Origin of the sequence: Thioflexithrix psekupsensis (assembly GCF_002149925.1) — a bacterium.
Lineage (GTDB): Bacteria > Pseudomonadota > Gammaproteobacteria > Beggiatoales > Beggiatoaceae > Thioflexithrix > Thioflexithrix psekupsensis.
The window spans coordinates 436,941-463,779 of record NZ_MSLT01000006.1 but is presented as its reverse complement, the minus strand read 5'-3'; the positions used below and the strand labels follow the sequence as shown (position 1 = coordinate 463,779).

Below are 26,839 nucleotides of genomic sequence, written 5' to 3'. Positions count from 1 at the left end.
TTAGGAATTAAGGAAAATTAGGGATTATTCGCAGACAACCACCATATTTCCATCTGCATCAGGTTCTTGGCGACAAGCCGCACAAATTCCACCAAACTTGTCCGGTTCGACCCCACTAAAGGGATTATTGACAGGACAGGTTTTTTCTTCTTTTGCCAAGCAAGGCGTTCTGACGGGTACAATCGCGGTGGCTTCACTGCCCGCAGTGGAGGTGCGTGCCATCAGTTCCACATTGTACAACCATGTTGCATATTGAATGGCATACATTACATTGAAGTCCTTAAACCCAGCCGCATCTGTAGTCAAACGCAAATTATCTACCGTAATCACACCACCCGGCTCTAAACGGCCACTGCTGTCAGCATCTTCGCCGGGGTCTAACACCCCGTTCCGATTTTGATCTTCATTCTTACAAAGCGCGTAGCCCACAGTAACCCCCACACTATTGTGAACAGGACGGATGTAATTTTCTACCCAAATGCTCAAGGTGACTTCAGAATTTTCTACAGGTGTCCCGTTGGAATCGGTGACTAAAACCGTATGCGGTAAAACGTAGCGCGTGCCACCGTCGGTTTTTTGAATCACGTTACCCGATGCCACACTGACGAATACGCTGCGTTGTGCGACGGTAAGTTTCACCTCAGCAGGATTCGGCAATGGAGAATTGTCGGGATTATTTCCTGCCACAGAAGCCGTAATCACCACGCCACCCGATGCACTACTGGTAGAGCCTGCAATGTAAATCGTTGTGGCTTCACCAAAACTATTGGTTTCCACTGCACTGCGGGTTAAACGTCCGCCAGTAATATCATTTAAGTTAAAATTGACGACACGTCCTTTCACCAAATTGCCGTTGGTATCTCGGACAACCGCAGTAATTTCAGACTGTTGAGTTGTGCTATCCCCTTGATTTGTGCCGATTACGGGAGGATTGGCTTGGGCTGTAATGTGATTGGCATTAACCGCCACAAACTCCACATTGAACTCCACCGTTGGACTAATGCCCACAGGACGAATCCCACGCACCACAATCCGAGCCGCTCCAGTATTGTTTGCCTGAATACTAAAGCTGATAGTAGATTCACCCGGTATGAGGAAAGGTGGCTCAATTCGGGTTCGGTTCAAATTACCCCGTGTGGCAGAAATTTCGATAATTTCTCCGTTCGCTCCAGTGACGGCTTGTCCGCTGGATGTCCATGTAATATTGAAACGCTGCGATGTATTCAAAAGAATTTGACATGAAGGCGATCCACTTTCTGCATCCGTACCGATACTGAGACACGTTGCACTTCCTGTTGCGGGGACTACCGTCAAATTGTCGCCTGATACCGTCAAAATTGCGCTTGCGGGCGTAATGGCGGTGACATTAGGACGAGTAACCGTAATCTTATCCACCCCTGCCACACCAGCGATCACTTCAACATCAACCCGTCCCAATGCGTTGGTTGTTACGGTTGCGGTGCTGCTTTGCGATCCTGATCCTATCGTTCCCACAAAACTGGGTTGTGAATTGTCATCGCGTGTGACAGTGACTTGTAAAGTTTGGTTGGCAATGCCGACATTCGCAGAATCCCGTAAACTAATGGTAAAGACAGGACGATCTCCAATGGTCACAGAACTGCTGCCTGAAATTGACAACACCGTTCCCACCACATCAATAGGAATGGTTTGCTCTAACACACTGCCATTAGGACGCGAAACTTTTGCCGTGACTGTAATAGTACGGTTGTCCTTATTGGTGGTGCTGGTCAAGCGAGCTTGAGCGCGGCCAGACGCATCCGTGATGCCTGCTAATGCGGTACTGCCTGCGATTTGAATTGTGCGAATTTCTCCAGAATTGCTAGAAAAACTCACATTAGCCCCTGCCACCGGATTGTTGTTCACATCTCGCACTAAAGCCGTAATCACAGCCCCCGTATCTGAACCATCGGCCGAATTAATTTGGGTTCGATCCGTCAACAAGGTCAAACTCTCCACATCAGGCACGCCGCCCGCGGGAGTGGTGAAAGTGACAAGTACGGCATTACTGGTGATTCCTGTGCGGCCACCGTCTAAGGCTTCAAAGGCTTGAACTTGGAAAGTTCCCGCTTGGGGATTGCTCACGCCGGTTTCAAAAACGCCCGTAGTAACACTGGTTTTACCTTGGAAACCCGTTTTTTCTTGAAAAATCACAGAATCCGCCACATTCGGCACATTCGGCGCAGGAGTCACACGCAATATCACTGAAATGTCTCCCAACGGAGAACCATCACTTGCCCGCGCCAAGGTTAATAATTTAGCAAAATTAGCAATGCCTGCATTTTGTTGATTATCCACCACATTTAACACCAATTGCTGCAATTCGCGCCCCGTGACTGCGGTAAATTCAATGGTAATTGGGCGGCTTTTTGCTTCGGGCAGCGGAACATTTTTCACCACCGGTTTTAGCGTAAACGTGCCTGCTTTACTTGAAGTCACAATGGTGCGGTATTCGCCAATGGCATTGGTGATTCCAGCAGGACCAGGGAAAGATAACTCGGCAAAATTGCTTGATGTCACCAAAATTTCCACGTCAATGCCCGCAATCGGCACGCCTCGCGCATCTCGCGGAGTCGCAATCAATACAATACCCGCCGCACCATTCGCCACTTGTTGGGCTGGCTCGGCGCGTAATTCGATGCTGTCAGGATTCACTTGTGAAGAGGTCGTAAAGTTCAATTGCACCACGGGTGGATTGGTTTGCAAATTATCCGCAAGTACGGTTAATTTTACCGTTCCTGCCGTCGAAGAAGTCACTACCGCGGTAAAGTAACCATTTACATTGGTTTTGCCTTTAGCGGGATTAATCAACGTCGCGCCTGCATTGCCGCTGTCGGTGAGTAAGGTAATATTGGCATTGGGAATGGGTTCACCGCTGGCGGTTAAGGCCACGGCTTCTACGATTACCTCTGATGCGCCGTCCGCAGGTTGGTTGTTATTGCGCACGCTGACATCTAAACGCGCTACGGGCGTGGTGACCACCGGATCCGTGGTGCTTCTAAAATTCAATTCCACCACGGGGGGCGTAGTTTGCAAATTATCCGCAAGTACAGTTAATTTAACCGTTCCTGCCGTTGAAGAAGTCACTGCCGCAGTAAAGTAACCATTAGGATTAGTTTTACCTTTGGCGGGATCAATCAACGTCGCACCGGCATTGCCGCTGTCGGTGAGTAAGGTAATATTAGCATCGGGAATGGGTTCACCGCTGGCGGTTAAGGCCACGGCTTCCACGAGAATTTCCGATGAACCGTCGGCAGGTTGATTATTATTCCGTACACTGACATCTAAGCGCGCTATGGGCGTGCCTACCGTCACACTGGGATCGGTAAAACTCAGGGTTTGCGTAGCAGTGGGGCCGCCACCAATCGCTACAGCCACCACGTCAAATAAGCCTGCAATCGGATTGGTCACCGCAAAAGTCACTGTTCCGTTAGCACTGGTGGTTAAATCATTGCTATCCGCAAAATCGAAAACGGCACTGTTTCCTGTCGCACCTGCAACGGATACCCGTAATTTAACATCAGCCAATGGCGATTGATCCGCATTTAAGGCAATCGCTGTTAATTGAATGGGTTCATTAATCACCGCTTGTTTGATATTAGACAGCAAGGTCAATGTCGCGGGTACAGTTTGTTGTACAGCATCGGGCGGGACAAAGGTGACTTGTTGTGTCGCGCTTAATCCACCATTTTTGGACGTGACAGTCACATCAAATGAGCCTTGTTGGGCATTACTTACCGTAAATGTCACAGTACCATTCGTACCTGTCACCAGTTCGCCTGTAAAATCAAAAATTGCACTGTTACTGGTGCCACCTCGCGCCGACACATTTAAGGTCACGCCCGCTAAGGGAGATTGACCGGAATCACGCGCAATCACGGTTAACGTTGTGCTTTTACCAACTTCTTGTTGGGCAGGAGACACCAATAAACTCAAGGAACTGGGAACAATTGGCACTTCGCCCGCGGGCGTTTCTGGCACGGCTGCAAAAGTTAAAGTCGTTGGCGTACTGCTGACACTGCCAACCACTCCGCGCACGGTAAAACTCTCTGCGACGCTATCGGTAAAGGTGGCGAAAAAGATACCGGCTTGATTCGTGGTCACGTTGGCGGGGAAACGTGCTGAACCCCCGCTGCTAATTAAACTGACAGAAACGCCCCCGGCGGGTTTACCATCGGATAATTTGGCCATACCGCTTAGGGTAATGGTATCGCGGCCGTTGGCTTTAGCGGGGTTGGGGTTTTGAATGGGGGCTTCTAAGGTAATTTCACTGACAGCAACGCCTGCGGTGGCTTCGACATTTTGGAAAATAATCTCAATATCATCGCTGCTGATAACAGTTTCTTCTTCACTGGTTACACGGTTAAAGGCTGCGGTGAGTTTAACGGTTTCTGCTTTAGTGTTACGAATATTCACGGTAAAATTACCGGTTGATCCCGTATTTCCTAAAACAAAAAATTGTCCTGTTTCGCCATTGGGAACGGATAAGATGGCAGTGCCTGAATTACTGCTGACCCCAATGGGCAAGTTACGAATAGGAACGCCCGCTTCATTACGTGCCACCACAACAATACTGGCTTGATCGCGGGCATTGGGGACAACGTTATTGCTGACCACTAACACATCAATCCGATCCAAATTACTGCCAATGGGTGCGCTGCCTCCGTTGCCGTCATCGGTAGAAGCGGTACTGGTAAAGCTGATCGGATTAACAAATGGCACGCCACCCACGGTGGTGCGAACTTGGATTAATTGTGGCACTGTGTTGCTGATTTCGGTAATAAATTTACCTTGAGTATCGGTGACACCTTCGGCCACAGTGACCGTAGCAAAACTGTCTGGTGTAGATACCGTCACAGGTATGTCAACAATCGGCCGCCCAGAGCTTTCCAATGCAGTCGCAACTAATTTGACAGAACTGGTGCCATCCGCAGGGGTTGCTGAGTGACTCAGGGAGACTTTTGATTGCGCGCCAAAATAAATAGGGTAGGTAATACCTCCACTATATCTGCCCACAGCTTTATAACTGAGCAAAACCCGCTCATGAGTTTTGTTGACCAAAGAGAAAAAAGCCTGTCCTGTGCCATCAGTACGAACATCTAGGCTTTTTAAACCGTTATGCGCGAAATAGGCATCTCCCGTAACGCTCAGATTTACAGACACCCCTGGTATCACAGGAGGAAAAGGGCCATCTGAACCCGTAGTGTCGGGGTCAAAAAGTTCAAAAGCGGTTAAAGTATAATCGGCCCGATCTCTACCCACAGGAACAGCAGAAACTCCACGCAAGATAGGAGTAATGCTTGTGACAACACTATCTGTGTCTGATCCCCCGCCGTCAACATTGCCGCCGTCCGTGTTGGTGCTGCCACTAAGCAGACCACTGGGATTACCGTCACTGCCACCGCCACAACCTGCAAGGAGCAGGAGTAGGAACGTTGTCAGCAGCCAACGGATATTTAACGCTTTCCACATGTGCATGTTTGCCCTCTTTAATCAATGATGAAGGATGAATTATAAAAGAATGACGTGATTCATAATATCAGCTTTTCTATGGCCTATGTTTTGCCGTACCCTCCACAGACAATGGTATTTTTACAAACCAGTCAGGAAGGCAATAACAAGGCCGGACACCTGCTTGGTATTTTAGCTTAATTCAGAGGCGTGTTGATCGGAATTCGCAGTGGCTTGGTGGGGTTTAAATAGAGAATGACTCACCGATTAAATTTGCAATTGACGATAAGATAACCTTCTATTTTTTGTGAACATAAAATTTTACCCCCATTCATTTCCCACTATTCTGGTGAAAAGAAAAAAAGTAACACTGGAAGGGGAGAATTGTCCTCTCATTTCTCCCTTCAAATTGGTTTAAAATATTAATTCAGGTGTTGTGCGCGTTTTTTGGCATAAAAATAGTAAGCGTATCTCGCCATCCTGCCACTTATTTTCTGTAGAAGAGAGTCGTTATGTCAGACGAATATACAATAGAACAAGAACTTACGCTCCTAGAACAAGACCAAATGCTGCTCAAAGATACCCTCAACGATCAGCAAACTAAACTCGCTCAAGCCCCCCAACAGGAACAAAGCGAACTCCTCGCCCAAATTCAACACACCCAACGAGAACTCCAAGAAACAGAAAATCGCTTGCAGCACCTAAAAACACAATTGGCTTGGAGTGAAAATCAGAAAAATGTACCGGGTCCGCTGTATGATACGCCCGAATTGCCGTTGTTATCGGATACCTTACCGGCGTTTGTTAGCGACATTAAGGCGCGTTTGGTGATCCAACCCAGCCCTTCAGAAGTACACAATACCCAGAAAAACCCCTTAATTCTACATGCGCCCAGTGGCATGGGAAAATCAACGATTGCGCGTTTAATTGCGCACGACGATCCGGTGCGGCGTAATTTTGTCAGTGGTATTTTTTGGATTTCTTTGGGCGAAGAACCCGATTTGGTAGCACGGCAACAACACATTCTACACCACCTCACCACAGAACCTTTTAACGCCTTAGACAGCGAACAAGGCCGAGAAGAATTACGCAGCCATTGTCGGGGTCGAGCGTGTTTAATTATTTTAGACAATGCTTGGGATATTCGAGATGTTTTAGCGTTTAGCCAATTGGGACAACATTGTCAATTGCTCATCACCACCACACAAAAAGAAGTGGTCGAATATGCCGGACATTTGCTCAACGGCGCACAAACTTATGCGTTAAAATCACTGGATTCCGCACAAAGTTTTACCTTATTACAATTGCGCAGCGACATCAGCAAAAGAGATAAAGCCATTGACGCATTAGTTGATTTTAGTCGCGGCATTCCAACCGTGTTAGATTTAATGGCGCGTTTATTGAAACAAAACGTGTTTGATCCCGAAACTTTATTGCATCAATTGTCGCAACAGGCTTGTCAGGACTTACCGGACGATCATCCGTGTCCGTTGATGCGGGCGATGCGGGTGAGTGTCGATGCTTTAGGCGATGAAAGTGAATACTATATCGCACTGGCGGTATTTGCGGATTATAACCGTATTCCATTACAAGCGGTTTTCATGTTTTGGCATTATTTGTACCATTTAACGCCGGATCAATCGCGTGATTTTTTGTCTAAGCTGGTGGCGCGGGGTTTGATTGACACCGTGGGCGATGTAAAAACGGGGGTTTTAACGTTACAAGTGGCACAACATCGCTATTTAGTGGCCGAAGCCGAGCCAGAAAAGCTGCACGAACACCTACTGGCCGCCTACCGTCGCCAATGCGGACAACATGGTTGGGCAGCGGGGCCGAACGATGGTTATTTTTTTGAAAACCTCACCTTACACTTGCACCTCAGTCAACGACATCGAGAATTAAAAAGTCTGTTGTTGGATTTTGACTGGATTTATCGCAAACTAAGCTATACCAGCCTGCATGGACTGCTCAACGATACGGCTTGGTTAAGCGAAACGGATGCGGATATTGCGCGTTTAGACACCGCGTTACAGCGTGCAGCAGATACTTTAGTCAAACAGACGGGGGATATCGAAGGCATTGCCAGTACTTTACTGACGCAATTGTGGGTGAATCCTTCGATGGAGATACAAAAATTACTCAATCATGCCAAAGAATACGCTCACGACTGGCAACCGCCGACCCGCTAAACAGTCACGCAATGGGATGCGTAAACTGACACACAGCTATGGCGAAACCGATTCCAAAAAACCGTCCCAAAGCGCGTAATAATACAGCCCACGCCTCTCTCGAAACCTACTTTGAGCGTATTCATCACAGTTTGGAAGATCGGGACGAGGAATATCGCCAATTAAAAAAGTACATGCGCGTACACGAAGAGTGCAGCATGTTACTGGCGGTAGAACAGGCGTTAAATATTGCTGCCGACCACATTTTTGAGATTAATCTCACCCATACGCTAGACCCTTCTTTGGCGAGTACCTCCATTCAAAATATGAATAAAAAAAATACCCTGATTAAGAATTATCTACGGGGTAAGGAGTTTTCGCCACAAATTCAATTGCTGCATGAAATCACCAAAGATTTGCATCAAATTGTGGTGCATGGTACGCAGATTGTGCGTAAAATAAATCGTTGCACAGAGTTAATTCCGATCATCAAATCGCTATTAAAAATGCAGGATCAGGAAGATTTAGCGCATGATCCTGTTTTATTAGAAATTAGTCGCTTATTAAAAGAGAATATCACCGAACCTCCTTTATTAAGTTTAAAAGCCTTATTGAGTAAGCAAAAAACAGCGAAATCAATGGATGTATTAACTTTTGAAGATTTAAACGATGTCAGTGATAAATTGATTGGTTTGTTGAATGATAAATTATTATTAATTATTGGTGTTTCAGAGACGTTAATGGAAGGGATAGAATATGATCCCAGTCATGATGTGCCTGCGGAGCAGCGTTTGCCTGACGAATTACGAGTATTGTTTTTAGCGATGAGTACCTTAGATATTTTGCAAAAAATGACTGAATTGCGCGATTCGATTAAACAAATTTTTACCGTCACCAAGCATTATTTACAATTACAAGAACATCCCAAATTAGACCCCAAAATAAAACAAATGTTAAAAGCAGGTGATGGTAATGTACATGAGGCCGTGACGCAATTGGCTAAATTATTACAACGTTTCTCACCGCATATTGCTGAATTAGCCAGTTATGCTGATCCGTTGAATTTGCCTATTATTTTGCGCATGACGCATCATTTGATTTATGAAAAAGCGAATCGTGTGTGGGAAAATCCTTATCAAATTTCTTAATGTTTATTTTCAATATAAGAGGAAAAATAAATGGCAGGTTGTGGTTGTGATTGCCAAGTGACGGTTAAAGATGCGTCGCAAAAGCAAGTTTTAATTATTTTATTATTGATTAATGCAGTGATGTTTGTTGTCGAATTAACGGCGGGATGGTGGAGCGAATCAACTGCGTTAATTGCGGATTCTTTAGACATGTTGGCTGATGCTGTGGTTTATGGTATTGCTTTATACGCCATAGGTCGGGCGGCGCAGGTGAAAATTGATGCGGCGCGTTTAAGTGGTATTTTTCAAATTTTATTAGGGATTGGGGTTTTATTAGAAGTATTGCGGCGATTTGTTTGGGGCAGTGAACCGTTATCTTTAATCATTATTGCAGTGGGAATAATCGCCTTAATTGCCAATGTGATTTGTTTATCATTGATTGCGCGTCATCGTCAGGGAGAAATTCACATGCGCGCCAGTTGGATTTTTTCTAAAAACGATGTCATTGCCAATATCGGCGTGATTGGTGGCGGAGTTTTGGTTTATTTTCTGGGGCAAGCCTGGCCAGATTTACTCATCGGCGCGATCATTGCGGTGGTGGTGATTTGGGGTGGAGTACAAATTCTACGCGATGCACAAACAGAAATGGCACAGTAAAACCCGCCCCCTTGTTCTTGCGTATCATAAACGCCAAAAAACCGTGTGATGAGGTGAGCTTAGGTGTAAAATTGAATAGAATTGCTGTTGTCCTGCATCAACCCTATACTTAGACCTTAAAAATCCAGATTCTATCTTCAAACGGCGTTTAAAATGGCATCCATACTGATTAGTGACGATTCTTCTTCGATGCGTCAAATGCTGTGTTTTACTTTAACGGCAGCTCATCATCAAGTGCAAGAAGCCAGCAATGGTTCTGCGGCGTTGGAACTGGCCAAGCGGCATTCCTTCGATTTGGTCATTACAGATATTAATATGCCAAACTTAGATGGGTTGGGTTTGGTGCGGGCATTGCGTCATTTGCCCGATTATCAATTTAAACCCATTCTACTACTTACCACTGAGACGGATCCAGAAGTGAAAAAAGAAGCCAAAATGGCCGGGGCAACAGGCTGGATTAATAAGCCTTTTGATCCTGATAAATTATTAGCCGCTGTTAGAAAAGTATTGGGGTAATTATCATGTCTATTGATATGACCGAGGTTCGTCAGCTTTTTTTTGAAGAAAGTTTTGAAAGTTTAGATACAATGGAATCTAATTTGCTCGATTTGCAAGTTGGAGATGCCGATAAAGATTTGATCAATAGTATTTTTCGCGTGGTGCATTCCATTAAGGGAGGCGCGGGCATTTTTAAGTTTGAAAGTATGGTGGGATTCGCCCATACGGCTGAGACGTTGTTAGACGAAATTCGGAGTGGGGAACATTCCGTCACGCAGGCGATGATTGATGTGTTGTTGCAGACGGTCGATGTCTTGCGCATGATGTTGACGCAGTTGCAAGCCTCTGAACCTTATGATGAATCTTCGGTAAATACTTGTTTAATAAGTTTGCGGGGCTTTTTGAAAACTCATGAGACAGACACAACAACTGCTCCGTCTGCGGTGGTTTCTGCTGCGCCTGTTTTTGAGAAAAAATCAACGCAGTATTGGAAAATTATTTTTAAACCCGATGAATCTTTATTAAAAACGGGAAATGATCCGATTAATTTATTTAACGAATTAGCGTTGTTAGGTACATTAACGGTAGAAGCGGAATTAGATCATTTGCCTACATGGCAAGAATTAGTGGTTCAAAATTGTTATTTAAATTGGGTTTTGATGTTAGAAGGCAATGTGCAACGCCAGCATATTGAAGAGATTTTTGAATGGGTAGAAGGCGATTGTGAATTAACCATTATTGATCTCAGTGCAGAATTGGTTTCTAACGACGCACCCACGGTGGAAATAGCGGCAGAATCTGCGCTAGAATCCAGCAGTGTCGAATCGGTGACTCCGCCAACGGTGGCATCTGAACCGATTGAAGCGCAAGGGGCAATTCATTCAGAGCTTTCCGCTGCTGTTTCTGAAGTGGTTGATTGTGCGCCCGAAACGCTGGAGGTTTCTGAAGTCCCTGACACGTTTACTCCTGAAGAATCCCTTGAAATTCCGAGAAATTTTGAAGTCTCTGAATCGGTAACTCCCGAAGAAACAACGGCGTTTACCTCTGAAATGGACATTTCTGTGACCAAACCCGTGGATAAAGCCCCCCCCACGCCCAAAATAGACAAAGCAGAAGTCGAAGACGCATTAGGTCTAAAAAATCAAGCCACATTGAATGGCACTTCCGCTCATCTGTCGGCCACAAATACACCAAGCAGTGAAGCCAGTTCTATTCGCGTCAGTATTGATAAAATAGATGATTTAATTAATATTGTTGGGGAATTGGTGATTACCCAATCCATGTTAGATCAAGTGAGTGAAAATTTTGATTTTGTGAAATTGGCACAATTGCGCGATGGCTTAACGCAATTAGAAAGAAACACAAGAGAATTGCAAAAAAGTGTGATGCGAATTCGCATGTTGCCGATCAGTTATTCTTTTAATCGTTTTCCGCGTTTGGTGCATGATTTAAGTGTGTCTTTGGGGAAAAAGGTTGAATTAAAAATGTCGGGCGAACACACCGAATTAGATAAAACGGTGTTGGAAAAAATGAGTGATCCCCTCGTGCATTTGGTGCGTAATGCGCTGGATCATGGCATCGAAAAACCCGCCGAACGTCTCGCCGCCGGTAAACCCGAAAAAGGTTTGTTACATCTACATGCTTTTCATCAAGGCGGCAATATTATGATCCAAATCAGTGATGATGGCGCGGGCTTTGACATGAAACGTATTCATGAAAAAGCCATCAGTTCGGGTTTGCTCAATCCTGATGACCCGGTGACCGATGAACAGTTGTATGAATTTATTTTTCACCCTGGTTTTTCTACGGCTTCGCAAATCAGTGATTTATCGGGGCGTGGGGTGGGCATGGATGTGGTGCGGAGAAATATTCGTTCATTGGGGGGATCAATTGACATTCGCTCTATACCCGGTAAAGGAACAACATTTAATATTCGTTTGCCGTTGACTTTAGCGATTTTGGATGGCCAATTGGTGCGTGTGGGAGAGGAAATTTATATTCTTTCTTTACTGTCTATTATTGAATCGTTGCGGGTGAATTCAGAACAAGTGAATTCATTAGCGGGTAAAGCTGAAGTCTATAAGTTACGGGATGATTATATTCCCGTGTTGCGTTTATATTCTTTGTTTAATATTCCTAATGCGGTGACTCGATTAGAAGAAGGATTGTTGGTGATTATCGAGGGGGATGGGCAAAGAATTGGTTTATTTGTAGATGAATTATTATCACAACAACAAATTGTGATCAAAAGTTTAGAAACCAATTATAAATCCGTGGCGGGCATTTCTGGTGCGACCATCTTGGGCGATGGCAGTGTGGCGTTAATTTTGGACGTAGCGGGTCTAATTAAACTCAGTCAAACATCAGTGCCTATTATGCGTCGTTTAGCGAAAGAGAGAGAACATGAGTACCAACACTAACACCAGTGTCGCGCAAATAGCGACCAATAAATATTTAACGTTTGTCTTAGCGACAGAAGAATATGCCATTGATATTTTGCGGGTGCAAGAAATCAAAGGCTGGAGTAAAGTCACAGTCATTCCCAACACGCCTAATTACATTTGTGGAGTCATTAATTTGCGTGGGACTATTGTGCCGATTATTGACTTGCGTTTGCGTTTTAATTTAGAGCGTTTGGATTATGGACAAATGACCGTGGTGGTGGTGGTTAAAGTCATGGGACATTCCGGGCGCGAGCGCATCATGGGCATTGTGGTGGATGCAGTATCGGATGTTTACGATGTGGCTGAAAGTGAAATTAAACCGCCGCCGGATTTTGGGAGTGTGATCAGTATTGAATTTATTAAGGGATTGGCCACTGTGGGCGAGAAAATGGTCATTGTGTTGGAAATTGATCGCTTATTAAATTCCGATGAATTGGCCATGATAGAAAATATCGCCAAACATTAAGTTATCCATTTTGCAGCCAATGAAACCTATAAAGCGAAAATACGCTTCACAGGCTTTATTGGCGATAATGAAAACCTTAATGACAAACTGTAATGTACTAATTATTCGATGTTCGTCTGGACAATGCGGGTTCGGCCAATTTGCTCATCACGGTCACTAACAACCGACGGCGATCTTCCAAAATCACTCGACTGACCAAAGATTGCGCCTCAAATAATTGTCCCGTGCGATGTTGCTCTTGGCGTTGTCGCACAACTGTAGGACTCTCATGGGTCATGAGCAAACTATAATATTCCCGCACCGCTTCGCCGTGTAATGCAGAAGGTAAAATCGTGGTAAATGGTTCGCCCACCAATTCATCAATGCGATAACCATACATATCCGCAAAAGCACGATTGACTTGTAAGAATCGTCCGCGATCATCACTGAGCGATAAACCCAATTTACTGGTTTCTAATACCGCGGCTAATAATTGTTCATTCGAGCGAGAATGTAATTGCAATTGATATTGTTCTGTGACATCTTGCCCAATTAACCAATATTCCCAGCCATCAATCGGATAACGTTTACTAATACTGTACCAAACAACAGTACGCACCGCGCCACTTTTACACGTTAAATGCGTTTCCCAATGGTTTTTTTCGGCATCGACTTTACGCCACTGATTAATCATTAAATAACGCTCTTCATCATCAGGATAAAGCAATTCTAATGCGCGCGGATTGCCAATAATTTCATCGGCACTATAACCACTAATTTCCTCACAACTGCGATTCCAAACTAAAATCTGCGCACTGTCATCAAAAGCGTTGAATAAAAAGGGCATATTTTCGACCACTTGATACATTTGCTCTTCGCTGTCTTTTAAAGACACTTCGGCTTGTTTATATTCCGTAATGTCAAAAGCGAAAATAATCACGCCCGCAATATGTCCTTGTGCATCTCGATAAGGGATTTTATCCAATTGCAACCAACGTTCATCCCCTGATTTATTGCGATAAGTCTGCAACGTGCCATATTCGGCGCGGCCTAATTGAATCACCGCATCACAATCCGTAATGTGCTGCACAAAAGAATTATCAGGGCCAAAAACATCCGCTGCAACGCGATTATTACGCACCAATTTATTGTCTTTATCCCGATACCAAATCATCGCAGGGACATTATTAAAAATGGTCTGATGTTCTTCCCATTGTTTGCGTAACGTTTCCCACATTCTTTTACGTTCACTAATATCGTGTAATAAAGCAAAATTAAATAAAATATTGCCCTTATTATCACGCACAGAATCCATGCGTTTCCATACGGGAAAAATAGCCCCTTCACTGTCGTGCATTTCCAATTCCCCTTCCCAACTTTCGCCACGATCCAAAGCAGGCAAAATATCATTTTTCCAAATTTCACTAGAAGCCTCAGTGAAATAGTCTTGGAAATGAATATGGCGCGAATCTTTTAATGAGAAGTTAATTAATCGCTCATAAGCAGGATTCACATAAACCAATTGTCCATCAGGATTAGCAATGGCGATGGCTTCTGAAGAAGACTCAATGATCGATTTAAATAAACGCAAATGACCTTGGGCTTTTTTCCGCTCGGTGACATCAATGCCCACGCCAAAGAAATAGTCTAATGTACCATCAGCTTTGACGATGGCACGGCTATGCCATTCGACTAATAAAGGTTTACCCGATTTGCTTAAAACATGGCTTTCCATCATGGAAGGCTGCATGGATTTGCTCAACACTTCAAATTCTGTCGCCACGGCAATGCGCTCATTTTCAGGGACAAATATTGAAAGAAAATCTTGATCAACCACTTCATTCATTTCATATTCTAAAGCACTCAACATCGCACGATTCGCCATGCGCACGCGCCCGTCGGGATTCACCGCAAAGAAAAACGCAGGCGAGGCTTGCACTAAGGTATTGATAAAATCGCGTTCTTTGCGCAGAGCTTCTTCAGCGGCTTTACGTTCAGTAATATCGCGCAAGGTGGCGCAAATTAAAGAACGACCTTGAAATAAATAAGTATTGCCTGTGGAAATTTCGACAGGAAAAATACTGCCATCTTTCTTTTTATGCCAGCGTAATGGAATGGTTTGAACTTTTTTATTGCTAGAAGTAAATGCAGCCCGATTGCGCGAAGTTTCTGCGGAAACATCCATCGTGGTCATTTGCATGAATTCTTCTTTCGTGTAACCGTATAAATCGGTTGCGCCATGATTGACATCAAAAATTTGTTGTGTATTGGCATCAAACACAATGGTGGGATTGGAAGCGGCCTCGAATAATTGGCGATATTTTGATTCATTTTCCCATAATGCGGTCTCAATTTGCTGCCGTTCGCTGGTGTCGCGCACGGTGATCATTAACACATTTTTGCCTTTTAATACAAAACTGCCCAGAGACACTTCGACAGGAAATACCGTTTCATCTTGACGACGATGATATTGTTGTGAGACTTGTTTGCTGGCGCGTTTTAACACATTAGCGGTTTTATCGGGTTGTGCCGATAAATCTAATAATTTCATTTTTGCCAATTGATTGCGGCTATATTCATACATTCTTACTGCCGCTTTATTATGTTCTAAAATTTGATAATTATCCGCATCAATTAAAAAAACACCGTCGCTTTCTAATTCCATTAATTGCAAATATTTTTTTTCTATTTCTTGCAATTCGTCTTCAATGCGGCGCGGTTCTGTAATATCAACATGCGTGCCGACGACGTGATGCGGCTTATTGCTGACATCGCGCACCAATACGGCACGGCTTAAAATCCAGCGATAAGTGCCGTCTCGATGTTGTACGCGGTGAGTGTCTTCGCACATTTCGCTGTTGCCTGTGAGCAGATTTTGTATATCTGCCATGACGCGCTTGTAATCGGCGGGGTGGATTCGTTGATGCCATGCGTCGATGGTATTGGGTAATTCTTGGGGTTCAAATCCCAACATTTTTTTCCAACGGGGAGAAAAATTGGCTTCGTTGCTCTCCACATCCCAATCCCATAAGTCATAACTTTGTTCGGGAATCATGCCGCTGCTGCGTTGTTCGCTGGCTTTTCGTAACTCAGCTTCAGTGGCTTTGTAGTGGGTAATGTCTGAAAAAGAAATCACAACAGCATACGGTGTGGTGACATCGTCGCGCCATAAGGGATAAGCGTTAATCCGAATCCATATTACAGATTCATCTGATTTGACCACGCCCATGACCACATCAGAATAGGCTTGTCCTGTGCGTAGCGTACAAATAGCCGGGTGGGTTTCGGTAGGAAATGGGGAGCCATCTTCATGAATCGCCCGCCAATCGGGATCAATGAGCGTCCAGCCCATCATTTGATCAGAAGACAGTCCTAAAATCCGCTCGGCACTTGGATTACATGCGCCAATCGTCCCATTGGCATATTGTAAAACAACACCTTCGTTTAATACGCTGATCATTTCGTCGGCAATCATGGGTTGTTCACGGCCAGTAATATCCATGCCGACGACATAGTAAGCGTATTCAATCGAGGCCGCGCTGTTGATCAACCATAATACATTACGATAGCTGCCGTCACGGTGTTGCACCCGCGCCGAAAAAGATACCGAAGGCAAGCCTTTGCCCAGTTGATCAATGTAATATTCGGTAGAAGGCTGATCTTCCAAATGAACAAAATCAAGAAAAGACTTGGCCAGTAACTGTCCCGTGGATAATCCTAGAATTTGTTCCCACGCGGTATTGACCTCTTTAAATGCCCGTTGTTCGTCCAAAATGCAGAACATGGCAGAGGAACGCCAAAAAAAACGGGAATGTCGCGGATTATTCACAGCCATATTTCACCCTTGCCCAAACACGCGGGACTCTTCAGATTAAAGTCGTTGATTTTGACGTAAAGTCAAGGTGTCTTCAAGATTCATTAACGCTATTGTTCTCACAGACGTTAATGGGTATTTTAGCGGGATTTAAACAACATGGGGTCTGTTTGAATCGGAATTAAGAATTAAAATTTTTAAAAAACAATAACGATTATTGTACATTGTAGGGCAGACGGATGGGTCTGCCCTTTTCTATTTAGCCGATGCGTTTCATGACATAACGACCGGGAGCAGGTTCAATGACAGAATATTGGTTATTCCCCAATTGTGCAAGCGCGGGGATTTGTTCTCCGCCTTGGGCTTTTAACCATTGATCCCAGTGCGGCCACCAACTGCCCGGTTTAGAGGTGGCCGTGGCTAACCAATGATCCGCGCCTTTGCCTAATTCGCCGCCGAGCCAGTAATTGCGTTTATTTTTATTGGCAGGGTTGATAACGCCCGCAATATGTCCGCTTGCGCCTAAGACAAATTCAATATTGCCTGATAATAATGTCGTGCCATTAAAAGTGGTTTTCCACGGGGCAATGTGATCGTCAATGGTGGAGAGAAAATAAGTAGGTGTTTTGATTTTGCCCAAATCAATCGCGACATCGCATAAGGTTAAGGCATTGGGTTTAACCAAATTATTTTCCATGTACATATTGCGCAAATAATAACTGTACATGCGTGCGGGTAAATTGGTGGGGTCGCTGTTCCAATAAAGAATGTCAAACGGCGCAGGCGTTTGGCCTTTTAAGTAATTATTGACCACATAAGACCAAATTAAATCGTTGGCACGCAGCATGGAAAAGGCGGTGGCTAAATCTCGACCAGATAATACCCCACTGTGTTTCAACATGTTTTCACGTTGCGCCACTTGGTTTTCGTCGATAAATACGCCAATTTCACCGGGATCAGAAAAGTCTAACATGGTGGTGAAAAAGGTCGCTGAGGCAACAAGGCTTTGTTTGCGTTGGGCGTGGAGTACAGCCAATGCGGTGGCGAGTAATGTTCCGCCAACACACCAGGAGACGGTGTTAATTTTTTTCGCGCCCGTAATGTCTTTCACCACGTCTAGGGCTTTAATGACTCCCGTGCTGATGTAATCATCCCAAGCGTAATCGCTTTGTTTGGATTCGGGATTGAACCATGAAATAATAAAGACGGTGTTACCTTGATCCAGACAGTATTTGACAAAGGAGTTTTGCGGTTGTAAGTCAAGAATGTAGAACTTATTGATACACGGCGGCACAATCAACATGGGGCGATCCAGTACGGTTTCGGTGGTGGGTTTGTACTGAATGACTTGCATGAGGTCGTTTTGGTAAACGACGGCACCGGGTGTGGTGGCGAGATTTTTACCGAGTTGAAATGCGGTCTCGTCGGTCATGGTGATGCGACCTTTTTCAAGGTCTTGTAACAGGTTTTTTAAGCCTTCTAACAGGCTTTCGCCGCGAGTTTCAACGGCTTGTTTTAACACTTCGGGGTTGGTGGCCGCGAAGTTGGTGGGGGACATGGCATCAATGAAGTATTGGGTGTAAAAGCGTAGTTTTTTCTTGTTGTCTTCATCAAGATGGGCGTGTTCTGCCATGTCGCTCAGTAACTTAGAAGCCATCAAATAAGATTGCTTTAAGTAATCAAATACGGGGTTTTCTTGCCATTCTTTGGCAGAAAAGCGGCGATCTTCGGCTTTTTTGGCTTGGTTTTCGCCCATGCCGAGGAGATTAAGCCAGAGATTCATCTGTTCTTGTTGATATTGGTTGACGAGGTCAAGCCATGCTTTGGGGTTTTGTGCGGTTTCTTGAGTCCATGCGCCCCAGGCTTTGTTGAATTCTTTAAACATTTCCTGCCCTTGTGCGGCGGCGAAACTCTCTAGGAATTCGTTGCCTGTTTTGCTGAGGGCTTGGAAAAGTTCTTGTGGATTGGTATAAAAGGGTTGTTGTTCAGCCATTGTTGTTGCTTCCTCATGATTTTGCGCGGTTGCGTTTTAAGTCGGACGCTTGCGTGATTGAAACGCGGTTTAAGCAGGGTTATTCTACCATTGTTTGTCCCATTCTACGCATATTCGGATGGGGTGGGATTTTGGAAATGGGTTTTTTTGTGTTTTTTTTAGGAGTATTGAGTGATGAGTGATACATCGAAAGCGGGTAATCGGGTTTCTGATGCGGTAAAAGCTGCATTAGGGCGTTCAATTCCGTCTCGTCAATTGGGAGAGATTAAGTCTGGCATTTCTAATGGTGAAATGAAACAACAAGTAAATAGATGGTGTAAATTGGCAAAAAAAGGAAATGCAGAGGCGCAGTTTTATTTAGGAGCAGCTTATTACAAAGGAGAAGGTATTGAACAGAATTATTCTGAAGCAGTTAAATGGTTTCGTAAAGCGGCTGAACAAGGTCATGTAAATGCACAAACTGCTTTAGGATTTGCTTATCATGAAGGGGAGGGTATTAAACAGAATTATTCTGAAGCAGTTAAATGGTTTCGTAAAGCGGCTGAACAAGGTCATGTAAATGCACAAACTGCTTTAGGATTTGCTTATCATGAAGGGGAGGGTATTAAACAGAATTATTCTGAAGCGGTTAAATGGTTTCGTAAAGCGGCTGAACAAGGCCATTTGGAAGCACAATTTAATTTAGCAGTAGCTTATTACAAAGGAGAAGGTATTGAACAGAATTATTCTGAAGCGGTTAAATGGTTTCGTAAAGCGGCTGAACAAGGCCATTTGGAAGCACAATTTAATTTAGCAGCAGCTTATTACAAAGGAGAAGGTATTGAACAGAATTATTCTGAAGCGGTTAAATGGGTTCGTAAATCGGCTGAACAGAACTTGGCAGAAGCGCAATTTAATTTAGGAGTAGCTTATGACAACGGAGAAGGTATTGAACAGAATTATTCTGAAGCGGTTAAATGGTTTCGTAAAGCGGCTGAACAGAACTTGGCAGAAGCGCAATTTAATTTAGGAGTAGCCTATCACGAAGGAAAAGGTGTTAAACAGAATTATTTCGAGGCGATTGAGTGGTTTCGTAAAGCGGCTGAACAAGGTGAAGCGGATGCACAAACTGCTCTAGGAGTTGCTTATTATAAAGGAGAAGGTATTGAACAGAATTATTCTGAAGCGGTTAAATGGTTTCGTAAAGCGGCTGAACAGGGTTTAGCAAAAGCGCAATTTAATTTAGGAGTAGCTTATTACAACGGAGAAGGTATTGAACAGAATTATTCTGAAGCGGTTAAATGGTTTCGTAAAGCGGCTGAACAGGGTCATGTAAATGCACAAACTGCTTTAGGAGTTGCTTATTATGAAGGGGAGGGTATTGAACAAGATGAGTCAAAAGCCATTGAATGCTTTAATAAAGCAGCAATTAAAGAAAGTATTATTGCTCAATTATATTTAAGTTTTATCGGAGAATCAGGTGGTTGGCTACATAGAGTGGCTGCGAATTGGGTAGCTGGTAATAAAGCTCTTTTTGAACCTGATGATCCTTATGATATTACTGTCCTTAACTATTTACACCAACAAGCCGAACTAGAAAATACTCCCGCCCAAGTTATCTTATATTTCCTTTATCGAGATGGAAATGGAGTTAAAGCAGACAAGGAATTGGCTTTGCAATGGTTAGAGAAAGCTAAAGCAAAAAAAGACCCACTGGCTTTATATTTGTGCGCCTTGCTTGAATCTAAAAAAAGCCAAGCCATTCAAGATTTTCAAAATCTTATCCAATTATTAGAGAAAGACAGTAAAATTACTGTTCATTTTTCTGAATTTGCTTTAACGGATATAAACACAGAAAAAGACGACAAAAATAAATCCGATTATCCGCAAAATGTTAAACAATGGCTTGCTTTAATTGCACACAGTAAATTAAGTGAATTAAAAGAACAACAAGCTAATTCAGAATTAGAAAATTTAATGGCACTGTTAGCGCATAAAATGCAAGGGTCTTTAGTTACCTTGAATTATAATTTAGAAAGTGAATCTCCTGCTAAAGATTCATTAGAAGTTGTGCGGCAAATGTCTGGATTGCTAAAAATACTTTCTATTGTTTCTGCGGATAAAAAAGTGCTGCAACAACGCTTGAGTGAAGATCAACAAGGCGAAGCTAATCTTTTTACTGTATTAATTCAAGCGTGTATTAATGCGTTTAATCAGATACTAAATATCAGTGGAAAGGAATATATTAAACAGCATTATATTCGTTATGGAATTGAAAATGATTTATTGCCCATAGAAATTTTATCTGATAAATCACAATTAGGCTATAATAAAAATTATCGTACTGTTTGGAAAAAATTGCAAAAAAAATGGTATGAAGAATGGAATAAAACTTGTCAAACTGGACAGTTTTCTTCAATGCAAGATTGGTTAGCAACACATCTTTTTCCCCTGCAAATTGAAGGCATTATAGAATCCCGAATTAATTTTAAACAACATGAGGTAAAATATTCTTTGCTTTTAATTATTTTAACCGAATTTTTAGTGAATGCGCTTAAATATTATTCTTCTTCATCTCGTGAACCTGTAAAAATTGCCTTAACAAAATCTGATAAATATTATCAACTTCGTTGTGAGAATCCGATTGAATCAGAACAAAATGACTTAAAAGGCAGTGGCAAAGGGCATGATTTTCTTAACCTGATTGCCTTAAAATTGAATGGCGAATTTGTTGCACATTCAACAGAAAAATATTATACTGCCCAATGCAATTTTCCCGTAAACCTTTTTGCATCAGGAGTAAATCATGGTGATTTATAACCGTTTTTTGTGGGTTGAAGATTTTGGTCGTGGAGACCCCAATGCGACTATGAATGTTAAGGCGGTGATAAAGGCTGTGTTTGGTGGTGTGATTGGAGAAGAGTTAAATACGCTAGATATAGATGATAAATATGACGCAGTAGACGAACTGGCTGAACACACTAAAGGCAATATTTCTCTCGTATTAGATTTTACCAAAGCCATTAAGTTTATTCGCAATCCAGACGAATTAGCACGAATAGATTATATTATTCTTGATATTGATTTAGAGCTTGGAGAATTTGGGTTATTAGAAGATCATGCGCGTATTTTATCCTTTTATGAGAATAAAGATGAGTTGCAACAAAAAGCAGGTTATCAACTTTACTTAGAATTAGTAATGAATTTGAGATTTCCTAAAGATCGGATTTTATTTTGTTCTAATCATGTGCGTGAGTTTAAAAGTATTAAGGATGCAATTAAAGAAGCTAAAATTCCTTTAAGTGATGACAGCATTTATACCAAAGCTCCAGAAGATAGAGTCAACATCCATGCTTGGATTGAAAAACGCGCCAATCCAAAAACAAACTATGATATTTTGCGTAAAGGTGTTTTTCTGGCTTGTGAAAAGGCGGAGGAATTGATTGAAGCAAACCCAGAGAATATTCGATTCAAAAAATTTATTAAAAACGCTAAAACAGAAGAAATTCTGCCCGAAATGCAAGATTATTTGAACACTTTAAAAACGCTGTTACCTGTGCGGGAATGGAGCGGGAAAAAATTTAAATTGTTTAATCGGACATTGGTTCATGAATGGGAAGATAAAGCCAATTCAGATCATCTTGAAGATAAAAATGATAAATTTTTATTTACTTTAGGAGAAATCATGAAATGCGCCCGCAATTGGAGTACCCATAGCCGCGAATTTGATGAATTAACAGAAGCTCAAATGGCATTTTTATTTATGGTGGCTATGCGGGCTATGTTTTGCTTTCCAGATGAATTGCAGGATTATGAACAATTGCTTTTGGAAATTTATGAAGATAAACCTGATGAGTTAGATATAGGTTTATTGAAACAGCATTTAATTGACAGCTATATTAGCACACAGGAAAGATATAGCAATATTTTGAAGAGAATAAAGATAGATGGATTTAAAGACCCTAAAGGAAACTATTTTATTGCTACTATTAAAAATATGCACTACAATGAGTTTAAGTACTTGCAAAGATTAGGTGATATTAGTGAGTTTAAGTACTTGCAAGGATTAATCGATATATTTTGGCATGGATTCTCGCCTGTATCTCTGATTTCAGATAATTCTTGTGATTTTAAAAAAGATAATAATAGCGTATTTTTAGAATGTAAATATGAATATCGCTTTAATGTCACCGCTGAAAATTACGGAAAAAATCAGCCTGATGAATTTCTCTGGCATTTTTCCCGTGCTTTATGGACAATTACGAATTATACGAATTAGAGGGACAATGTAAACCCTATTCAAACCTCTTATGCCACTTCTTCGTGTATCTGTTCCCAGCGGGTTAATAATCGCCATTGTTGATGCTTAAAAATATGCGTTTTAGCCAAATCTAAATGCGCATAAGCATCTTCAGGATATTGCGTATAATAGGCTAAACGCGCCGCTAATAAAGACAATTCAGCTTGCTTTAATGGATAAGGCAATTCCCGAATTAAACGCGCCGCCTGCATATACACCTGTTCAGCCCGAAAGAAACTGTAATCACCATAACTCACCTGCAAACGCGGCACTGTGTGAGAATTAATGCGATTAATTTGCTCACATCGCTCATCTAATAACAAATGCCCTTCAATTAAACAAGCCTCCGCTTCATAACGCTGCATTCCACAACGTTGAATTAACAATTGCGCCTCTTCTAAATCTTGACGAGCCTGATCTAAATTACCTTGTTGTCGGCACAATTCCGCACGAGTTAATAAACATTCAGGAATAAAAATAACCAAATTCGCTTTACGCATTCCAGCCACTGCGGTATCTAATTCGCGTTGACTGTCTTGCCAACGTTGCAATTGCGCATAAATACGCCCGCGCATTAAATGATCAAATGCCACGCTCATTAAACCTAATTCTGCTTGAGATAAATCCAGCGCATTATCCACTCGTTTTAATAACATTAAACGCTGCGATTCATCTTTTGCTAATTCTAACAATAACGCCGCATAATCAGTGCCACTGAGCGAATATAATTGGGGGTGTTCAGGCTGATCTTTAGCCTGTATTGTTTCGGCCGTCATAAAGGCTTGACGACTTTCCTCTAAACGACCGAGTAAAAATAACACGCGACCATATTTAGCATAGCCTTGCATTTGAATAAATAAATTATCACTGCGTTCTGCCCAAATTAAACCCTGTTGAATTTGCTTTAATGCTTCTTCTAATTGTCCCAAAGTTGACAACAAATCAACATGGTTAAGAATTAGATTAGTGGCATTTTTCCAATCCTGCATTTCTTCTCGAATATGCAAAGCCATCTTTTGTGGTAATAACGCTTCTTGCAATCGACCTAAAGATAATAAATAAAAACTCGCTTGTGCCAATAACCAACTTTGATCTTCAACACTTAAATCACTTTGCGTTGGATGCTGCCAATTGTCTTCAAAAAAATCCGCAATTAACGATAAATCTAAAGAATAACTACCCAATTGGCGCGTGCTGTAATAATCATCACCGCGTAAAATCCGATCTCGATATAAATTAAGCCCTTGACGAAACTCTCCTGCTAAACAAGCATGATGAACCGCACGATATAAAGGCTCTAAAGCCAACAATGAATCAGGGTGTACATCTCGCGGTAAACGTTGGAAATATTCAAATAAAACAAAATGCGCTTGTTGCCATAATGTCGATTGATTTGCGCGCAATTGCTGGCTAAAATAGTGGCGAATTAACGGATGCGTATCATAATGCACCTGCGCCCCTGAACGACGCTCAGAAAATAAACCCAATTTTCCCAAATGATGATGCACTTGATACCAATCTAATTCCGTTAAACCACGTAACGGCCAAGCCAATTCCGCCTCGGCTAATAACACATTTCTCTCCATCCCGGTCATAGGACGGTCTAACAAACTTAACAGTTGTAAAAATAAACGCTCTGGAGCCTGTTCTAACCAGTGCTGTTGATCGTAAAAACGAATAATTTGCAAAGCATACGCGCCATCATCTTCTTGGGCTGAAAAAACAGGCAATTCTAAATGATGATTCGCTTCTCCCGCATAAGCATCTACGCACAAATTACCGAATAATAATAACGCCAAAGCATGGCCACTATAAGCCCGCGCAATAGGGATTAATTGCCATGGACTGCCTTTTACGCCTAAAATTTTTAATAAACTGGCACTTTCACCTGTACTTAAATTTTCTAATTCAATTTTTCGATAATTCTTACTGCTGTTTAATTCAGGCAGACTTTGGCGAGAAGATAAAATTAATAAACGTTGTTTACCTAAACGTTTTTTTTGAATTTCTTGTAATAAAGTTTTAATGCCCATATCTAATAATTCACCATAACGTGAATAAGGACGACGTTGTAAAGGTTCTAAGCCGTCGAGAATGAGCAAACTAGGGCGATCTTGCATCAGTTCAATTAAACGTCGAGCGCGGCTTTCTTCTGTTTTAGGCAAAGGGCCTTGATGGCCGAAAAATGGCAGGGCTTGTTCAAAAAAAATGAGTGAAGAACTTTGTCGATACCCCCCCTCTTGATTATAAAACGACCAGCCAAAAACACGCTGTGCGCCACCGTAATAAGGTGCCATGCGTTTTAACCATGCGTTGATCAATGCGGTTTTTCCCACGCCGCCGCCCGCATAAATCCCGACGATGTCCGTGTCTGCGCCGTTGAAGGCTTTATCTAAGGCACTGAGATAATGTTGTCGTCCGACCAGCGGCGTTTGCGACACGGGCAACGCGGATAAACGCATCTGTAAACGCTCACTTTCCAACGGTAAATCGCTATTGGCCAAATGACACCATTCCTCAATTTTACGCGCAATCACTGCCCACGCTCGGCTTGGATATAAAGCCCGTTCTAAAGGAACAAATCCTTTAGGCAAGGCCTGATCTTTGCAGAAGTCTAAAGCACTCCAATTACACGCGCTTAAAATGACAGGAACAACGCGACATTGCTGCTGTTGTGCCTCACGCCATAACGGTGCGAATTGTGGCTGATTTAACCACGGTGATTCTAAAAAATAACGACTCACTAATAATAAAACAGTATGACATCGCGTTAATTCCTGACGCAAATAAGATAACGGCTCAGGTAACGTTTCCAATTTACTGTCATCTAAAAATGTTAATAAATTTTGCTGCTCCAAACTCACTAAATGATTCATTAACGTCTCGGCGAATGCGTGATCTTGCTGTGCATAGCAAATTAATACATTTAATTTAGTGATCATATATGTAATATCCATTTAACCCTGTTGATTTTAGAGAAGAACCAAACCGATGACATTTAATCAATCGTCCTCATTTTAAAATAAAAATTAAAAATAGACATCTGTTTTTTAGAATATGGCCTAAATTTCGAGTAAAACAGCGGCTTATTTGACATTTGGACAGTTGTCCATTTTTCGACAATCCATTTCTCAGTAAAATGCCAGAAAACAACTAGGGAATTAATTATGTGTTTCATATTGACAGTTTCATTGATGAATAGTGCTTTTTTAAGACGGTCATTATTGGGTTATGGGGTATCTTTATTATTGGTATAGCCTGTTTTTGCCAATTCGCATTTGACCGTGTTTGAACAAGAGGGTTTCTTACTGGTCAAAGATAAACAAGATAAAACCATTCAGCACATTTCTTTAGATCGTTCGGTGGATTTAGATTTATCGGCTTATACGGTGACATTGGAAAGTAGTTTACTGTTAAAATCCAGTGGCTTTTCTTTAAGGGCAGATACGATTAATATTAACGCCTCGATTAACAGTCAAGCGTCGATTCAATTATTAGCAAACAATACATTAAATGTGAATGCGTCCTTATCCAGTCCCAATCAATTGTTACATGGGCGGCGCGTCACTCGTATCATGAGCCATTTGTATGCTTCGGGTACACGCGGAGGAACAATTCAGATTTTGGGTGATAGCGTGTATTTACTCGGTAACACCACACTAAACGCCAGCGGACAACAAGGTGGTGGTTTAGTACGAATTGGGGGGGATTATCAGGGACGAGGTAATATTCCCACGGCGGATACCACCTTTATCGCACCAAAAGTGAAGATTATTGTCGATGCACTACAGCAAGGCCGTGCGGGACAAGTGTTTGTTTGGTCTAATCAAAAGACCGAATTCCGCGGCACCATCTCAGCCCAACCCCCCCAACGCCAAACAGAAAAAGGCTTAATTGACGTGGGCGGCAAACAACAAGTCATTAATACAGGACGAATCAATTAAC

Annotated in this window: 13 protein-coding genes; 9 read left to right on the top strand and 4 right to left on the bottom strand. The window is 42.6% G+C overall.

Annotation, left to right across the window (positions count from 1 at the left end; translation table 11 throughout):
* Window positions 1-24 precede the first annotated feature (24 nt).
* A complete protein-coding gene (locus tag TPSD3_RS03090; protein ID WP_086487117.1) occupies window positions 25-5,496 on the bottom strand; it encodes an Ig-like domain-containing protein in 5,472 nt (1,823 codons plus the stop codon).
* A 485-nt stretch (window positions 5,497-5,981) separates the two neighbouring features.
* Here TPSD3_RS03090 and TPSD3_RS03085 point away from each other — a divergent pair, with 485 nt between their 5' ends.
* The 6 genes from TPSD3_RS03085 to TPSD3_RS03060 all read left to right on the top strand — a co-directional run bounded on the left by TPSD3_RS03085 (window position 5,982) and on the right by TPSD3_RS03060 (window position 12,829).
* A complete protein-coding gene (locus tag TPSD3_RS03085; protein ID WP_086487116.1) occupies window positions 5,982-7,658 on the top strand; it encodes an NB-ARC domain-containing protein in 1,677 nt (558 codons plus the stop codon).
* A gap of 38 nt (window positions 7,659-7,696) precedes the next feature.
* The gene (locus TPSD3_RS03080) at window positions 7,697-8,785 is read left to right on the top strand and encodes a hypothetical protein (protein ID WP_086487115.1); all 1,089 of its coding nucleotides are present in this window, start codon (window positions 7,697-7,699) and stop codon (window positions 8,783-8,785) included.
* Between the two features lie 30 nt (window positions 8,786-8,815).
* Window positions 8,816-9,421 (top strand): cation diffusion facilitator family transporter, encoded by a 606-nt coding sequence (locus TPSD3_RS03075; protein ID WP_086487114.1) that lies wholly within the window; start codon window positions 8,816-8,818, stop codon window positions 9,419-9,421.
* A 153-nt stretch (window positions 9,422-9,574) separates the two neighbouring features.
* On the top strand, window positions 9,575-9,937 hold the full coding sequence (locus TPSD3_RS03070; protein ID WP_086487113.1) for a response regulator: 363 nt from the start codon (window positions 9,575-9,577) through the stop codon (window positions 9,935-9,937).
* Window positions 9,938-9,942: 5 nt separating this feature from the next.
* Window positions 9,943-12,339 carry a chemotaxis protein CheA gene (locus TPSD3_RS03065; RefSeq protein WP_176329706.1) on the top strand — a complete coding sequence of 799 codons (2,397 nt, stop codon included), beginning with the start codon at window positions 9,943-9,945 and terminating at the stop codon, window positions 12,337-12,339.
* Window positions 12,323-12,829, top strand: coding sequence for a chemotaxis protein CheW (locus TPSD3_RS03060; RefSeq protein WP_086487112.1), 507 nt, complete (start codon window positions 12,323-12,325; stop codon window positions 12,827-12,829). The genes TPSD3_RS03065 and TPSD3_RS03060 overlap by 17 nt, the downstream gene beginning before the upstream one ends.
* Before the next feature lie 97 nt (window positions 12,830-12,926).
* Here the strand turns inward: TPSD3_RS03060 and TPSD3_RS03055 are convergent, their stop codons facing one another.
* Both TPSD3_RS03055 and TPSD3_RS03050 read right to left on the bottom strand, forming a co-directional pair.
* Window positions 12,927-16,643: a PAS domain S-box protein gene (locus TPSD3_RS03055; RefSeq protein WP_086487111.1), complete on the bottom strand. Its 3,717-nt coding sequence runs from the start codon at window positions 16,641-16,643 to the stop codon at window positions 12,927-12,929.
* A gap of 238 nt (window positions 16,644-16,881) precedes the next feature.
* Entirely contained in the window at window positions 16,882-18,615 is a 1,734-nt protein-coding gene (locus TPSD3_RS03050) for a PHA/PHB synthase family protein (protein ID WP_086487110.1), read from the bottom strand.
* Between the two features lie 174 nt (window positions 18,616-18,789).
* Between TPSD3_RS03050 and TPSD3_RS03040 the strand changes: the two genes are divergently transcribed.
* Entirely contained in the window at window positions 18,790-21,414 is a 2,625-nt protein-coding gene (locus TPSD3_RS03040; RefSeq protein WP_086487108.1) for an SEL1-like repeat protein, read from the top strand.
* Window positions 21,401-22,873 (top strand): hypothetical protein, encoded by a 1,473-nt coding sequence (locus TPSD3_RS03035; protein ID WP_086487107.1) that lies wholly within the window; start codon window positions 21,401-21,403, stop codon window positions 22,871-22,873. The genes TPSD3_RS03040 and TPSD3_RS03035 overlap by 14 nt, the downstream gene beginning before the upstream one ends.
* A gap of 29 nt (window positions 22,874-22,902) precedes the next feature.
* On the opposite strand, the gene TPSD3_RS03030 is transcribed toward TPSD3_RS03035, so the two are convergent.
* Window positions 22,903-25,836 carry a TIR domain-containing protein gene (locus tag TPSD3_RS03030; RefSeq protein WP_176329705.1) on the bottom strand — a complete coding sequence of 978 codons (2,934 nt, stop codon included), beginning with the start codon at window positions 25,834-25,836 and terminating at the stop codon, window positions 22,903-22,905.
* Between the two features lie 342 nt (window positions 25,837-26,178).
* Between TPSD3_RS03030 and TPSD3_RS03020 the strand changes: the two genes are divergently transcribed.
* Window positions 26,179-26,838, top strand: coding sequence for a hypothetical protein (locus TPSD3_RS03020; protein ID WP_086487104.1), 660 nt, complete (start codon window positions 26,179-26,181; stop codon window positions 26,836-26,838).
* The last annotated feature ends 1 nt before the right edge of the window (window position 26,839 follow it).